The sequence below is a fragment of the Pseudomonas mosselii genome, assembly GCF_019823065.1.
Taxonomy (GTDB): domain Bacteria; phylum Pseudomonadota; class Gammaproteobacteria; order Pseudomonadales; family Pseudomonadaceae; genus Aquipseudomonas; species Aquipseudomonas mosselii.
In genome coordinates this window covers 4,927,449-4,941,915 of the sequence record NZ_CP081966.1, presented here as the reverse complement: position 1 = coordinate 4,941,915, position 14,467 = coordinate 4,927,449, and the positions used below count along the sequence as shown (strand labels likewise).

The following is a 14,467-nucleotide window of genomic DNA, read 5'->3' as shown; positions in this document are numbered from 1 at the left end:
TATCTTGAGCAGCCTTTTGACCGATTTTACGGTCTCGTCCGATTTTCCGGAGTTGGCCTTGTGCGCCGAATCCGTTGATTTGCAAAGAAAAATATGAGGAGCACAAGATGCGCGTAATTCTGCTGGGAGCTCCCGGGGCCGGTAAAGGTACTCAGGCAAAGTTCATCACCGAGAAGTTCGGTATTCCGCAGATCTCCACCGGTGACATGCTGCGTGCCGCCGTCAAGGCCGGCACCCCGCTGGGCCTGGAGCTGAAAAAGGTCATGGATGCCGGCCAGCTGGTTTCCGACGAGCTGATCATCAGCCTGGTCAAGGAGCGCATCGCTCAACCAGACTGCGCCAACGGCTGCCTGTTCGACGGCTTCCCGCGCACCATCCCGCAAGCTGAAGCCATGGTCGCCGCCGGTGTCGACATCGACGCCGTGGTCGAGATCGCCGTGGACGACGAAGAGATCGTCGGCCGCATGGCCGGTCGCCGCGTGCACCTGGCCTCGGGCCGTACCTACCATATCCAGTACAACCCGCCGAAGGTCGAAGGCAAGGACGACGTCACCGGCGAAGACCTGATCCAGCGCGATGACGACAAGGAAGAAACCGTGCGTCACCGCCTGTCGGTCTACCACAGCCAGACCAAGCCACTGGTGGACTTCTACCAGAAGCTGTCGGCCGCCAATGCTGGCAAGCCGAAGTACAGCCACATCGAAGGCGTCGGCTCGGTCGAATCGATCACCGCCAAGGTGCTGGCAGCCCTGAGCTGATCCATCACCGTGCGTCACGACGGCCCGCTTGCGGGCCGTTGTCGTTTATACTGCCGCTCTTTTTCCCCTGTCGCCTGGATACCTCGTTCGATGACCACCTTGTTGGCCCTGGATACCGCCACCGAAGCCTGTTCCGTCGCCCTGCTGTACGACGGCAAGGTGACCAGTCACTACGAGGTGGCCCCACGCCTGCACGCGCAGAAACTGCTGCCGATGATCAAGCAACTGCTGGCCGACTCGGGTGTGGCGCTGAGCGCGCTGGACGCCATCGCCTTTGGCCGTGGCCCGGGCGCCTTCACCGGCGTGCGTATCGCCATCGGCGTGGTCCAGGGGCTGGCTTTCGCTCTTGAGCGTCCGGTGCTGCCGGTGTCCAATCTGGCGGCGCTGGCCCAGGGCGCGCTGCGTGAGCGAGGCGTGCAGCAGGTGGCCGCGGCCATCGATGCGCGCATGGACGAGGTGTACTGGGGCTGCTACTGCGCCGAGCAGGGCGAGATGCGTCTGATCGGCCAGGAAACGGTGCTGCCGCCCGATCGGGTTGCGCTGCCGCAAGACTTGGAGGGCGATTGGTTCGGCGCCGGCACCGGCTGGGGCTATGCCGAGCGGCTGGCCGTGCAGGTCGCGGCCAGCGATGCCGTGGCCCTGCCCAGCGCACTGGACATCCTCACTCTGGCCGGTTTCGCCTGGGCGCGGGGGGAGGCGGTCGTCGCCGAGCAGGCGCAACCGGTTTACCTGCGCGATAATGTGGCTACGCCCAAGGCGCGTTGAACGCAGTTCGTCGGCTATCGCCGTTCACGATAAAACCTTTTGCGCGTTCTGTGGTCCAGTTATCAGTTCGGGCATTAGCGAAGGATTCCTGATGCTGCTAAATTGCCATCATTGATCCTGAGTGCCCCTTTCATGCGTATCGACGGCTTCTCCTCACAGAGCTACCCCATCAAGCGCGCGCCTCGCAAGGCGCCGGCGCGTGACGAAGCCATCGACGAAGCCGACGCCGAGATCATCGAGGACATCGACGCGCAGGTCAGCCGCGCCAGCCGTCGCGGCGAGAACCTGCCGGCCCGTCAGCAGGACCTGATCTTCCCCCGTGCCCGCGACCGGCGGACCTCAACGGCGCTCGCCAGCTACCTGACCACTGCCGGCTTCACCGACTGGGAGATGGAAGTGCTGGGGCTGGACCTGTACATTTGATGGATGACGCCATCACCCCTCCCTTACTTTCTCGGTTGCCCGTCCTGGGCTGAAAACGCCTGGCGCGAGTACCTGTACCCCGCCGACGCCCGTACCAGCGAGTTCCTCGGGCTGTACAGCCAGGTATTCAACGCCGTCGAGGGCAACACCACGTTCTATGCCCGCCCCGCGCCAACCACGGTAGAGCGTTGGGCGCAGATCATGCCGGCTGGGTTCCGGTTCACCGCCAAGTTCCCAGGGGATGTCAGCCACGCGGGCGACCTGCGCGAACAGCTCGATTCGGCGCTGGACTTCACCCGGCTGATGGCGCCCTTGGGCGAACGCGTGTCGCCTTACTGGCTGCAGTTGCCGGCGATGTTCGGGCCGACGCGGCTCGCAGAGCTAGCGCACTTTCTCGACGAGATCGGCGTGCCGGTGGCGGTGGAGGTGCGCAACGACGCGTTCTTTGCCCGTGGCGAGGAGGAGCGCCAACTCAATCGCCTGTTGCATGAACGCGGTGTCGAGCGCATCTGCCTGGATCCGCGTGCGTTGTTCAGCTGCGCTTCGCGCGAGCCCGCCGTGCTCCATGCCCAGGCCAAGAAGCCCAAGGTGCCGCCGCGCCCGGCGGCCTTTACCCGGCACCCGCAGGTGCGGTTCATCGGCCATCCCGAGCTCGAGGCCAACGAGCGCTTTCTCACGCCCTGGGTCGACAAGGTCGCCGCCTGGATCGAGGAGGGGCGCCGCCCGTACGTCTTCCTGCATACCTCGGACAACCGTCTGGCCGCGGCACTGGCCCAGCGTTTTCACCAGCGCCTGATGTGCCTGTTGCCAGGCTTGGCGGCGCTGCCTGAATTGCCGCGTGCCCCTGAGGTCGAACAACTGGGGTTACTGTGATCTGACTGTCGGAGGTTGAACCATGGATGTGCAAACCCTGCGAGCCGAAGCCTTCAAGGCACTGCATGAGCGTGATGGCGCGTTCGTCATTCCCAACCCGTGGGATGCCGGCTCCGCACGGTTGCTGGCCAGCCTGGGTTTCGAGGCGCTGGCCACCACCAGTGCCGGGTTGGCGTTCAGCCTCGGGCGGCCGGATGCCGAAGGCGCGCTGACGCCCGAGGAGACCCTCGACAATGCCCGTGCCATTGTCGATGCCACGCCGTTGCCGGTGGCGGCCGATCTGGAAAACGGCTTCGGCGACCTGCCGGAAGACTGCGCCCGGACCATCCAGCGCGCTGGCGAAGCGGGGCTGGTGGGTGGTTCGATCGAAGATGCCAGCGGGCGTAGCGATGCGCCGATCTACGATTTCGAGCTTTCCGTGGCACGGGTGCGTGCCGCCGTCGCGGCCGCCCGCAGCCTGTCCTTCCCCTTCACCCTCTGTGCCCGCGCCGAGAACCTGCTGCACGGGCGCCTCGACCTGGATGACACCATTCGCCGCCTGCAGGCCTATGCCGAGGCCGGAGCGGACGTGTTGTACGCGCCCGGCCTGCGCAGCGTCGACGAGATCCGGGCAGTGGTGCAGGCTGTAGCGCCCAGGCCTGTGAATGTGCTGATGGGCATGCCGGGGGTACCGTTGAGCGTGAATCAGCTGCAGGACCTTGGTGTGAAGCGCATCAGTGTCGGCTCGTCGCTGGCGCGTGCGGCGTTGGGCGCCTTCCAGCGGGCCGCGCTGGAGATCCGCGAGCAGGGCACCTTCGGCTATGGCGAGCAGGCCCTGCCATTTGCCCAGCTCAACGACCTGTTCCGCCGTTGAGGGCCCATGGGTAGAGCGTTAATTGCGTTGCTCAGCCTGCTGTTGGTTGTGCTGCTCGCCTGGTTGATGGGCTGGCGCCCGCCAGCTGCCTGGAACCCCTGGGCCGCTCTGGATGTTCGGCAGCCCCCGAATCTGCTGACGCCTTACAAGCTGTCGCGCCTGCGCGACGATCCCGAGCTATGCCGCCAGGCGTTGCAGACCACCACGCTGCGTTACCGACCGCAGAGTGACAGCCCGCCGCAGGCCGCTTGCCCGCTGCGCAACGTCTGGCGTGTGGAGGGTGGGCAGGCGCGCTTGAGCAGCAGTTTCCTCGCCAGTTGTCCGTTGGCGGTGGCCTATGCACTGTTCGAAATGCATGGATTGCAGCCGGCAGCGCAGCGGGTGTTCGGTCAGTCGGTGGCCCAGGTCGATCATCTGGGCAGTTTCGCCTGCCGCAATGTCTACCACCGCAAGCAAGGCCGGCTCAGCCAGCATGCCACGGCCAATGCGCTTGATATCAGTGGTTTTCGTCTGAAGGATGGGCAGCGCATCGTGCTGGCCCAGGACTGGCGGGGAGAGGGCCCCAAGGCTGACTTCCTGCGGCAAGTGCAGGCGGCGGCCTGCGAAAGCTTCAGCACGGCACTGGGGCCGGACTACAATGCCGCGCACCACAACCACTTTCACCTGGACATGGGGTTCTGGCAGATCTGCCGTTGAACTCAGGCGTGCACGCGCACGTTGTTCAGCACCACCGGGCGCGCCCAGTGGATATCGAATTCCAGGTCGTTCTGCTGCTTGGCCAGGGTCTGCTCGTCGAAGGGTTCGGGCGCAGGATCGAGCAGATGGGTCTCGAACTCGGCGATCGGCAGGAACAGCGGCCGTGGCGATGGGCCGGGGCCGGGCTCAGCGATGGGGTGGCCTTGGCTCATGACCACCGGGCGCAGCCAGCTGTTGCTGATGTCGAGTTGGCGCTGTTGCTCGATCAGTTCGACGGTGTCGAAGGGCTCGGGGGCGGGCGGCAGCAGCTTGGCTTCCAGTTCCGCCTTGGGCAGGAACAGGGGCTCGGGCGGGGTTACTTCGGTGTCGTGAACCGGCAGGGCGCGCTGGGCGTCGATCAGCGCCAGGGCACGGGCGCCGCCGACTGGTTCGCCGCTGTCCTGGTCGCACTGCATCAGCGCCTGGCTGAAGGAGTCGACTTCGCCTTGCGGCTGCTCTGCCATGGCCCGGGCGAAGAAATCCTGCCACAGATGGCTGACGCCACCCAGTGCCTGGGTATTCTGTCGACCGTAGTTGCCGACGGGCGACAAATAGGTCAAGCCGATGGGAAGAGTGTCTGACATGGCAGTCGCGGACGTTGAGCTCTGGCAGAATAGCGGGATATTGCCTGTATCGGCTCTGGCCGGGGTTTCATTAATTTTTTTCGAGTGCGGGAACGGATGGTAGAGCAGCAGCAAGGCGCAGGTATCAGGGTCGAGGCACTGGCCCCGCAGTTCCAGGCGCAGGCCGAGGCATGGGCCGAGCGGCTGGGCTTGCCGTTGGTCGATGAAGCCGCGGAATTCGCCGTGCAGCTGGGGGACGAAGGGCTGCAGATCCAGCAGCTCGGGCCGCAGGCGCCGGGGCCGGTGCGGGTGGATTTCGTCGAGGGGCAGGCGGCGCACCGGCGGTTGTACGGCGGTGGCAACGGGCAGATGATCGCCAAGGCCGTGGGCATCGCCCAGGGCGTGCGGCCGCAGGTGCTCGATGCTACGGCGGGGTTGGGCAAGGATGCGTTCGTACTGGCCAGCCTGGGTTGCCAGATGACCCTGATCGAGCGTCAGCCGTTGATTGCCGCGCTGCTGGAGGATGGTCTGGTGCGGGCGCGTGGCGATGAGGAGATTGCTCCGATCGTTGCGCGCATGCGGTTGTTGACTGGTAATGCGATCGAGCGGATGCGGGCTTGGGAGGGGGAGGCGCCACAGGTGATCTACCTGGATCCGATGTTTCCGCATCGGGACAAGAGCGCGTTGGTGAAGAAGGAAATGCGGGTGTTTCGGCCTTTGGTCGGTGATGACCTGGATGCACCGGCTTTGCTCGAGGCGGCTTTGGCGTTGGCCACGCATCGGGTGGTGGTCAAGCGGCCGCGCAAGGCGCCTATTATCGAGGGGGCCAAGCCGAGTCATAGTCTGGAGGGGAAGTCGAGTCGGTACGATATATATCCCAAGAAGGCTTTGAAGGCTTGACTGTTGGTTAGTTCGTTAGTTCGTTAGTTCGTTAGTTCGTTAGTTCGTTAGTTTCGGGTAGTGTTTGTTTTTGAAGTTGTATGCGCATTCATTTGTGATGTCGACGCTTATTCACCTTTCCGCCCTTACGGCGGGTTACTTAATGAGATGGTCACCCCGGCACCCTGCGAGGCGTACGCTTTCGCAGGGTGCTTTTACTTCGGAGACCGTCATCATGAGCAGCGTGACCCTGATCGGCATCGACATTGGTAAACATACCTTCCACCTGCACGCCCAGGACAAGTTCGGCAAAGAGGTAATGCGCAAGAAGTGCTCAAGGCAGCAGATGATGCGGTTTCTGGCCAATCATCCCCCTTGCACGGTAGTGATGGAGGCCTGTGCCGGTTCACACTGCCTGGCGCGAGAAATCAAAGCGATGGATCATGAGGCCAAGCTGATCTCGCCGCAGTTCGTTAAACCTTTCGTCAAGAGCAACAAGAATGACTTCGTCGATGCGCAAGCCATCTGCGAAGCCGCTTCCCGACCCTCCATGCGCTTTGTGACGCCAAAATCGCCTGAGCAGCAAACGCTCTCTGTTTCTCATCGGATGCGTGAATCATTGATCCGCGACCGAACCAAGACGGTGAACCAGATGCATGGGTTCCTGCTCGAATTCGGTGTCAGCCTGCCGACCGGATTGGCAGTGGTCAAACGCCTTGCTTCGGTGCTTGAAGAGCACGACCTGCCAATACGGCTCGTCGCATTACAGCAGCGCCTGCATGATCATTTCGTCTACTTGAGCGAGCAGATCAAGGTGTTGGACAAAGAGCTGGAGAGCCAACTGGCTGACGATGATCTAGGCAGTCGTTTGCTGAGCATGCCGTGTGTTGGGCCGATCACCGCCAGCCTGCTGGCTGTAGAAATGGGAGATGCTCGGCAGTACGGCAGTAGCCGGGACTTTGCGGCCTCTGTAGGTCTGGTGCCCCGCCAGTACAGCACTGGTGGTAGGCCAGCTTTGCTGGGGATCAGCAAGCGTGGCGACAAGAACCTTCGGCATTTGCTGGTGCTGTGCGCACGGGTCTACATGCTTCGCCTGAAGTATCAGAAAGGCCCATTGGCCGATTGGGTGCGTTCATTGCTCGCGCGACGTCACTCCAATGTGGTGGCCTGCGCGTTGGCCAACAAACTGGCACGCATTGCGTGGGCCATTGCCACTCGGCACACGCAATATAAAACGGAGCCAGACGCGATAAACGCCTGACCCCGTTGTGCTGCACCGAGTTTCACCATCAGGTTTTGCGATAGCTGAACAACAGATGAAATAAACGGCCGATCGGCCTGGCGATGATCCTGAACGACCAATTGGCTCTTGGAAGCCGCCTACTTTGTTAGGATCGCCAGGTGCGAATGCTCATCGTGGCGCGGGATGCGAGCCCAATAGACGCCGGATAGATTGAAGCAAGCCATCCATTCCATCTGATGAACAGTATTGCAAAAAATGGGGTGACCATAGATTGGTCTTGGCCAAAGTAACCAAAGCCGTTGCGCTCCATTCATCCGGCCCTGCGCTTCGCTCCGGGTTCCCTCACTCCGGCCTTGCTCCCGGGAGGGCCGCGCTGCAGGGCCCATCCTGGGCCCCAGCGCTTGACGGGCATCCATGCCCGTCACCTCCCTCCGCAAGACCTCCGTTCGGCCTCCTGAAGTCGCGAAGTTACGGGCGGCGCCTGGGTTGGCGCAGCTGTCGCTAGTTGCAGCTTAATTAATCTTTCGATCGCATCGCGGGGCAAGCCCGCTCCCACCCAACAGTCGACGTTATATATAATCCTGTAGGAGCGGGCTCGCCCCGCGGAAGGGCTGGAATAGCCAATGCATAATGAACTGTAAAACAACTAACTTCGCATTTCTTGCTCTTGCTCTTGCTTCTAAGCGCGCGATAGTCCAGGCGCCGCCAATTGCGACTTCAGGAGGCCGAGCGGAGTTCTTGCGGAGGGAGGTGACGGCCATGGATGGCCGTCAAGCGCTGCGCCCCAGGATGGGGCGTTCAGCGCGGTCCTCCCGGGAGCAAGAACGGAGCGAGGGAACCCCGAAGCGAAGCGTAGGGGCCGGATGAACGGAGCGGAACGGTTTTGCCTACTTTTGCCAAGACAAAAGTAGGCCGCCGTAAGGGCGGAAAGGTGACTAAATGTCGTTATCTTCTACGAATGCGGAGGGTGTCAGAAATTTTGTGTTCGGGCATAACATGAGTAAGAGGTGCATGTATGCCAACCAAAAAGAAACCCTTGCGTGACCTGCCCAAAATCCCCAAAGAGCTGCTGGAGCAGTTCGGTGAGGGCCTGATGACCGCAGAGGCTATCGAGGATGCCTCTGCGGCGTTCAAGAAGGCCTTGATCGAACGCGCTCTGCACGCCGAACTTGGCCACCACCTGGGTTATCCGCCGGGCGCGCAGCGCCCAGAGGATGAAACCAACCAGCGTAACGGCAAGAGTGGCAAGACGGTTTTGACCGGCGATGGCCCGCTGCGGCTGGAAATTCCTCGTGACCGAGACGGCAGTTTTGCGCCCATTCTCATCCCCAAGCATGAGCGGCGGTACACCGGTTTCGATGACAAGATCATCGCCATGTACGCCCGTGGCATGACGGTCAGAGAGATCCGAGCCTTTCTGTCCGAGCAGTATGGAACAGAGGTCTCACCCGACTTCATCAGCTCTGTGACAGACGAGGTCATGGAAGAAATTGGCGCGTGGCAGCAGCGGCCACTGGAGCCCATGTACCCGGTCATTTTCTTCGATGCACTGCGGGTGAAGATCCGCGAAGAAGGCTTGGTGCGCAACAAGGCCATTTACTTGGCGCTGGGCGTTCTACCCGACGGGACGCGCGATATCTTGGGCATCTGGATCGAGAACACCGAGGGTGCGAAGTTCTGGATGAAGGTCTTTAACGATCTCAAGACACGTGGTGTCGAGGATGTGCTGATTGCCGTGACCGATGGCCTCAAAGGCATGCCAGAGGCTCTCAGCGCCGTGTTTCCAGAGACGACGCTGCAGACGTGCATCGTGCACCTGATCCGCAACAGCCTGGACTTTGCAGCCTGGGACAAGCGGCGGGCACTGGCCAAGGCGCTCAAGCCGATCTACCAGGCCATCAACGCCGAAGCGGCTGAGCAGGCACTCGATGAGTTTGAAAACGGGCCCTGGGGCAAGCAGTATCCAACGGTCGTTGCGGCCTGGAGACGCGCCTGGGATCGAGTGATTCCCTTCTTTGTCTTCCCACCAGCCATCCGGAAAGTGATCTACACCACCAACGCCATCGAGAGTATCAATGCCCAGCTGCGCAAGATCATCAAGACCCGAGGCCATTTCCCGAACGATGACGCAGCTACCAAGCTGATCTGGCTGGGGCTGCGAAACATCACGGCGAACTGGGGCTCAGCGGCGCATGATTGGAAAAGTGCGATGAATCAATTCGCGATTTTGTACGGAGATCGGTTCATCAGGCCGACCTGGTGAAAGTCAGGGCCTGCCTGACGGCAGGCCGTTACCGGCCCGCACACAAAAAATCTGACACTTCCCGAATGCGCATAAAAAAATCAAAACAATCACCCCGAACCCGAACCCGAACTACCCCCGAAAAGCCCGAACAAAAACCCCAACAGCCTCCCGCACATGCGCCTCAGCCTCATCCCCACTCAGCGCCTGCGCGCACCCCAGCAACAACCGATAATCCGGCGCCCCCTTCACCAGGCAGAAGAAATGCTCCGCCGCCCGCAACGGGTTGTCGATCCGCAGCAACCCCTGCTGGTCGACACAGTGCAGCAGCGCCGCCATCCCGGCCATCACCCGCTTCGGCCCCGCCTCGTAGAAATACTGCCCAAACCCCGGATCCTGGCTGCCGAGGGCAAAGATCAGGCGACTCAGCTTGACCGCCTCGTCACTGCTGATGAGCGCCTGGAACCCCCGGGCAATGTTCAGCAGCACATCCTCCACCGCCACCCCTTCCGGATACTCGAACATCAAGTCAGGCAACTGGTTCTGGCAGGTGGCCATGACCGCCGCGCCGAACAGCGTCTGCTTGTCGGTGAAATGGCTGTAGACGGTGAGTTTGGAAACACCTGCCGCCGCCGCGACCGCATCCATGCTGGTGTTGGCATAGCCAAGGCTGAGGAACAGGTGCTTGGCGGCTTCGAGAATGGCCTCGCGCTTGGCCAGGTCCTTGGGCCGGCCTGGGCCGATGGGTGCGTCGTTGGACATGAGGGACCGCATTCAATGTGAAAGAGGCACATCTTACCGGGTCGAGAAGGTGTCGGCTGCAGCATCCGTCGCAACACTATTATGGATTTTCTCTAACGCGCCCGCTTCCCCGGCCAGGTTCGCTGACTTAATATACTCGCCAGTATAAATATTCGATGCGCCCTCTGCCAAAGGTCATTCATCATGTTGCGTCGTGCGTTGTTCCTCGCCCTGCCGGCAGCCGCCGTGCTTCTGCTCTCCGCTTGCGGCCAGGAGGCCGCTTCACCTGTCGCGCCGCGCCCGGCGCTGGTGGTCCAGCCGCACCCCGCGCAGGCCTCGGCCGACAGCTATCCAGGCGAGGTGCGCGCGCGCTTTGAACCCGAACTGGCGTTTCGCATTGGCGGCAAGGTCAGCAAGCGCTTGGTGGAAGAGGGGCAGCGGGTCAAGGCCGAGCAGCCGCTGGCCGAACTCGATCCCCAGGACGTGCGCCTGCAACTGGAGGCCAACCGCGCCCAGCTGGCGGCGGCCGAGGCCAACCTGGCGCTGGTGCGCGCCGAGCGCGACCGCTACCAGAAGCTACTGGGCCGGCAGATGGTCAGCCGCTCCCAGTTCGACAACGCCGAGAACCTCTACCGTGCCGGCCAGGCGCGGCTGAAGCAGGCCAAGGCCGAGTTCGAAGTGGCCGGCAACCAGGCCGAGTACGCGGTGCTGCGCGCGCCCCAGGCCGGGGTGATTGCCAAGCGCCAGGTCGAGGTGGGCCAGGTAGTGGCCGCCGGGCAGACCGTGTTCACCCTCGCCGCCGACGGTGAGCGCGAAGTGGCCATCGGCTTGCCCGAGCAGCAGTTCGCCCGCTTTGCCGTCGGCCAGGCGGTGAGCGTGGAACTGTGGTCGCATCCTGACCGGCGTTTCGAGGGACTGATTCGCGAGCTCTCTCCGGCGGCGGACCCACGTTCGCGGACCTTTGCCGCACGCATCGCCTTCACCTCCAATGCCACGCCGGCCGAGCTCGGCCAGAGCGCCCGGGTGTTCATCGATCATGCCGAACGCTCGCCACTGGCGGTGCCGCTCTCGGCGGTGACCGCAGAGGCCGGGCAGGCCTATGTCTGGCGGGTCGGCAAGGATAATCGCCTGGAGCGTGCGCAGGTGCGCCTGGGCGCCTATGGCGCCGACAGCGTGCCGGTGCTCGAAGGACTGCAGCCCGGCGACTGGGTGGTCGCCGCGGGCGGTCATGTTCTGCGCGAAGGGCAACAGGTGCGGCCTGTGGACCGCAGCAATCGTGAAGTGAACCTGGCGGCCAAGGAGTAAGTCCCGATGGGTTTCAACCTTTCCGCCTGGGCGCTGCGCAATCGCCAGATCGTGTTGTTCCTGATGATCCTGCTGGCGGCGATCGGCGCCATGTCTTACACCAAGCTGGGGCAGAGCGAAGATCCACCCTTCACCTTCAAGGCCATGGTCATCCGCACCCTGTGGCCCGGGGCGACCGCCGAGGAAGTGTCGCGCCAGGTCACCGAGCGCATCGAGAAGAAGCTGATGGAGACCGGCGAGTACGAGCGGATCGTCTCGTTCTCGCGGCCCGGTGAGTCCCAGGTCACCTTCATGGCCCGTGACTCGATGCATTCCGCGGATATTCCCGAGCTGTGGTACCAGATCCGCAAGAAAGTCGCGGACATCAAGCACACCCTGCCGCCCGAGGCGCAGGGGCCGTTCTTCAACGACGAGTTCGGCACCACCTTCGGCAACATCTATGCCCTGACCGGCGCCGGCTTCGACTATGCCGTGCTCAAGGACTACGCCGACCGTATCCAGATCCAATTGCAGCGGGTCAAGGACGTGGGCAAGGTCGAGTTGATCGGCCTGCAGGACGAGAAGGTCTGGATCGAACTGTCCAACGTCAAGCTGGCCACCCTGGGCGTGCCGTTGGCCGCCGTGCAGCAGGCGCTGCGCGAGCAGAACGCGGTAAGTACAGCGGGCTTCTTCGAAACCGCAAGCGAGCGCCTGCAACTGCGGGTCAGCGGGCGCTTCGACAGCGTCGAGCAGATTCGCCAGTTCCCCATCCGCGTCGGTGACCGCACCTTCCGCATCAGCGATGTCGCCGACGTGCAGCGCGGTTTCAACGACCCACCCGCGCCGCGCATGCGCTTCATGGGCGAGGATGCCATCGGCCTGGCGGTGTCGATGAAGAACGGCGGTGACATCCTGGTGCTCGGCAAGGCCCTGGAAGCCGAGTTCGCCCGCCTGGCGCAGAGCCTGCCGGCGGGCATGGAGCTGCGCAAGGTGTCCGACCAGCCGGCGGCGGTGAAGGCCGGGGTCGGCGAGTTCGTGCAGGTGCTGATCGAGGCACTGGCGATTGTCCTGCTGGTGAGCTTCTTCTCCCTGGGCCTGCGTACCGGCCTGGTAGTGGCGCTGGCGATCCCACTGGTACTGGCCATGACTTTCGCCGCCATGCACTACTTTGGCATCGGCCTGCACAAGATCTCGCTGGGGGCGCTGGTACTGGCCCTGGGGCTGCTGGTGGACGACGCGATCATCGCGGTGGAGATGATGGCGATCAAGATGGAGCAGGGCTACGACCGGCTCAAGGCGGCGAGCTACGCCTGGACCAGTACCGCGTTCCCGATGCTCACCGGCACCCTGATCACCGCCGCCGGTTTCCTGCCGATCGCCACGGCGGCTTCGAGCACGGGGGAGTACACCCGCTCGATCTTCCAGGTGGTGACCATTGCCCTGCTGACCTCCTGGGTCGCCGCGGTGGTGTTCGTGCCTTACCTGGGCGAGCGCCTGTTGCCGGACCTGGCCAAGCTTCACGCGGCCCGCCATGGCGCCGACGGGCATGCCCCCGACCCCTATGCCACGCCGTTCTACCAGCGCGTCAGGCGGGTGGTGGAGTGGTGCGTGCGGCGGCGCAAGACGGTGATCGTGCTGACCATCGCCGCGTTCGTCGGCAGCATCCTGCTGTTCCGTTTTGTGCCGCAGCAATTCTTCCCGGCCTCCGGCCGGCCGGAGCTGATGGTCGACCTGAAACTGGCCGAAGGCGCTTCGCTGAACAACACCGCCGAACGGGTCAAGCAGCTGGAGGCGCTGCTCAAGCAGCAGGACGGCATCGCCAACTATGTCGCCTACGTCGGCACTGGCTCGCCGCGCTTCTACCTGCCGCTGGACCAGCAACTGCCGGCGGCGAGCTTTGCCCAGTTCGTGGTGTTGGCCAAGTCGCTGGAGGACCGTGAGCGTCTGCGCAGCTGGCTGATCGGCACCCTCGAGCAGCAGTTCCCGGACCTGCGCTCGCGGGTCACGCGCCTGGAGAACGGCCCGCCCGTGGGCTATCCGGTGCAGTTCCGCGTCACCGGCGAGCACATCGAGAAGGTCCGCGCCCTGGCTCGCGAGGTGGCGGCCAAGGTGCGCGAGAACCCTCATGTGGTCAACGTGCACCTGGACTGGGAAGAGCCGAGCAAGGCGGTGTACCTGGATATCGACCAGGACCGTGCCCGGGCGCTGGGAGTGAGCACCGCGCACCTGTCGAGCTTCCTGCAGAGCTCGCTGACTGGCAGCAACGTCAGCCAGTACCGCGAGGACAACGAGCTGATCGAGATCCTCCTGCGCGGCACCCCGGAGGAGCGGCGCGAGTTGGGTAACCTAGGCAGCCTGGCGGTACCCACCGACAACGGCCAGAGCGTGGCCCTGTCGCAGGTGGCGACCCTGGAATACGGCTTCGAGGAAGGCATCATCTGGCACCGTAACCGCTTGCCCACTGTCACCGTGCGCGCCGATATCTACGACAAGGAGCAGCCGGCGACCCTGGTCAAGCAGATCCAGCCGACCCTGGCCCAGATCAAGGACGGGTTGCCCGATGGCTACCTGCTGGAAGTGGGCGGCACAGTGGAGGACTCCGAGCGTGGCCAGCGCTCGGTGAACGCCGGCATGCCCTTGTTCATCGTGGTGGTGCTGAGCCTGCTGATGATCCAGCTGCGCAGTTTCTCGCGGATGTTCATGGTGTTCCTCACCGCGCCCCTGGGGCTGATCGGCGTGACCCTGTTCCTGCTGGTGTTCCGCCAGCCGTTCGGCTTCGTCGCCATGCTCGGGACCATCGCCCTGGCGGGGATGATCATGCGTAACTCGGTGATCCTGGTAGACCAGATTGAACAGGATATCGCCGCCGGGATGGCGCGTTGGCAGGCGATCATCGAGGCCACTGTGCGGCGCTTCCGGCCGATCGTGCTGACCGCGCTGGCGGCGGTGCTGGCGATGATTCCGCTGTCGAGGAGCGTGTTCTACGGGCCGATGGCGGTGGCGATCATGGGTGGGTTGATCGTCGCCACGGTGTTGACCCTGTTGTTCCTGCCGGCGTTGTATGCGGCGTGGTTCAGGGTCAGGAAGGACTGACAACATCGCGGGTCA

13 protein-coding genes are annotated in these 14,467 nt (G+C 63.4%); 11 read left to right on the top strand and 2 right to left on the bottom strand.

The annotated features are described in order from the left end of the window. Positions 1-107 precede the first annotated feature (107 nt). The 6 genes from adk to K5H97_RS22970 all read left to right on the top strand — a co-directional run bounded on the left by adk (position 108) and on the right by K5H97_RS22970 (position 4,368). Positions 108-758 carry an adenylate kinase gene (gene adk / locus K5H97_RS22995; protein WP_028691565.1) on the top strand — a complete coding sequence of 217 codons (651 nt, stop codon included), beginning with the start codon at positions 108-110 and terminating at the stop codon, positions 756-758. A gap of 90 nt (positions 759-848) precedes the next feature. Next, positions 849-1,523 carry a tRNA (adenosine(37)-N6)-threonylcarbamoyltransferase complex dimerization subunit type 1 TsaB gene (gene tsaB, locus K5H97_RS22990; RefSeq protein ID WP_028691564.1) on the top strand — a complete coding sequence of 225 codons (675 nt, stop codon included), beginning with the start codon at positions 849-851 and terminating at the stop codon, positions 1,521-1,523. A 132-nt stretch (positions 1,524-1,655) separates the two neighbouring features. After that, positions 1,656-1,946 (top strand): hypothetical protein, encoded by a 291-nt coding sequence (locus tag K5H97_RS22985; RefSeq protein ID WP_028691563.1) that lies wholly within the window; start codon positions 1,656-1,658, stop codon positions 1,944-1,946. Positions 1,947-1,949: 3 nt separating this feature from the next. Beyond that, a complete protein-coding gene (locus K5H97_RS22980) occupies positions 1,950-2,819 on the top strand; it encodes a DUF72 domain-containing protein (RefSeq protein ID WP_028691562.1) in 870 nt (289 codons plus the stop codon). Between the two features lie 22 nt (positions 2,820-2,841). Beyond that, a complete protein-coding gene (locus K5H97_RS22975; RefSeq protein ID WP_028691561.1) occupies positions 2,842-3,672 on the top strand; it encodes an isocitrate lyase/PEP mutase family protein in 831 nt (276 codons plus the stop codon). 6 nt (positions 3,673-3,678) lie between these two features. Then, on the top strand, positions 3,679-4,368 hold the full coding sequence (locus K5H97_RS22970) for an extensin-like domain-containing protein (RefSeq protein WP_028691560.1): 690 nt from the start codon (positions 3,679-3,681) through the stop codon (positions 4,366-4,368). A gap of 2 nt (positions 4,369-4,370) precedes the next feature. Here K5H97_RS22970 and K5H97_RS22965 read toward each other — a convergent pair whose 3' ends face one another. Then, entirely contained in the window at positions 4,371-4,991 is a 621-nt protein-coding gene (locus K5H97_RS22965) for a hypothetical protein (protein WP_028691559.1), read from the bottom strand. A 96-nt stretch (positions 4,992-5,087) separates the two neighbouring features. Between K5H97_RS22965 and K5H97_RS22960 the strand changes: the two genes are divergently transcribed. The 3 genes from K5H97_RS22960 to K5H97_RS22950 all read left to right on the top strand — a co-directional run bounded on the left by K5H97_RS22960 (position 5,088) and on the right by K5H97_RS22950 (position 9,355). After that, on the top strand, positions 5,088-5,870 hold the full coding sequence (locus K5H97_RS22960; RefSeq protein ID WP_028691558.1) for a class I SAM-dependent methyltransferase: 783 nt from the start codon (positions 5,088-5,090) through the stop codon (positions 5,868-5,870). A gap of 214 nt (positions 5,871-6,084) precedes the next feature. Then, entirely contained in the window at positions 6,085-7,110 is a 1,026-nt protein-coding gene (locus K5H97_RS22955; RefSeq protein WP_222577998.1) for an IS110 family RNA-guided transposase, read from the top strand. Between the two features lie 997 nt (positions 7,111-8,107). After that, a complete protein-coding gene (locus K5H97_RS22950; protein WP_060489951.1) occupies positions 8,108-9,355 on the top strand; it encodes an IS256 family transposase in 1,248 nt (415 codons plus the stop codon). A 111-nt stretch (positions 9,356-9,466) separates the two neighbouring features. Here the strand turns inward: K5H97_RS22950 and K5H97_RS22945 are convergent, their stop codons facing one another. Beyond that, positions 9,467-10,108 carry a TetR/AcrR family transcriptional regulator gene (locus tag K5H97_RS22945; protein WP_028690696.1) on the bottom strand — a complete coding sequence of 214 codons (642 nt, stop codon included), beginning with the start codon at positions 10,106-10,108 and terminating at the stop codon, positions 9,467-9,469. Between the two features lie 171 nt (positions 10,109-10,279). Between K5H97_RS22945 and K5H97_RS22940 the strand changes: the two genes are divergently transcribed. After that, complete coding sequence (locus K5H97_RS22940) at positions 10,280-11,380, top strand: efflux RND transporter periplasmic adaptor subunit (protein ID WP_028690695.1); 1,101 nt, start codon at positions 10,280-10,282, stop codon at positions 11,378-11,380. A 6-nt stretch (positions 11,381-11,386) separates the two neighbouring features. Beyond that, complete coding sequence (locus tag K5H97_RS22935; RefSeq protein ID WP_028690694.1) at positions 11,387-14,452, top strand: efflux RND transporter permease subunit; 3,066 nt, start codon at positions 11,387-11,389, stop codon at positions 14,450-14,452. The last annotated feature ends 15 nt before the right edge of the window (positions 14,453-14,467 follow it).